1 protein-coding gene and 1 pseudogene are annotated in these 635 nt (G+C 24.6%); one reads left to right on the top strand and one right to left on the bottom strand.

The genetic code is table 11. From position 1 onward, the window contains the following. A partial coding sequence (locus tag NE054_RS08470) for a DUF4010 domain-containing protein (protein WP_297890557.1) occupies positions 1-405 on the top strand: 405 nt, incomplete at its 5' end. Between the two features lie 41 nt (positions 406-446). On the opposite strand, the pseudogene NE054_RS08465 reads toward NE054_RS08470, so the two are convergent. Continuing rightward, a pseudogene (locus NE054_RS08465) lies at positions 447-635 on the bottom strand (ATP-dependent dethiobiotin synthetase BioD); the annotation flags it as partial.

Genomic DNA, 635 nt, shown 5'->3' with positions numbered 1-635 from the left:
CTAAAATTAAGTGGTGAGATTCAAGAAAGTAATAATAAATTTAAAAATCCTTTTAGTATTGTAGAAGTTTTTCAATTTGCATTAATTTATATCGTAATCTTTGTTTTAATAAAATATTCCCAAAATGAAATAGGTATATCCGGAGTTTATATAATAAGCTTAATTTCAGGAATTATTGATGTCGATGCTGTCACCTTTTCCGCTGCTTCATTATCAAAAAATGGAACTATTTTTATAAATCAAGCTAGCATTATAGTTTTACTTGCCATCATATCAAATACATTTTTCAAGTATATGTATATATTAATATTTGCTAATAATAATCTTAAAAAGGAAATGCTAAAAGTTTTCTTTATAAATTTAGCAATTTTTCTTTCATTTATCTTCTTTCAATTAATTCTTTGAAATGATAATAAAAATAATCCGAACATCCAATGAAATATATTTCATAAAATGACTTTTATATCATTCTTTAAAATATTGTAACATTCATCTACCGGATTATGAGATTCACTACACTTAGCCAAAACTTTTATACCTGTCATCTCTTCTATTACATAAGGATTTGTTTTTTCTGAAACATCTTTACCGGAAAAACCATTCATCACAATGCCAACAATATTTTTTCCTTCCAA

Origin of the sequence: Sulfurihydrogenibium sp. (assembly GCF_027448985.1) — a bacterium.
Taxonomy (GTDB): Bacteria; Aquificota; Aquificia; order Aquificales; family Hydrogenothermaceae; genus Sulfurihydrogenibium.
The sequence above is the reverse complement of the archived record's forward strand: the minus strand, read 5'-3'. Positions and strand labels throughout refer to the sequence as shown.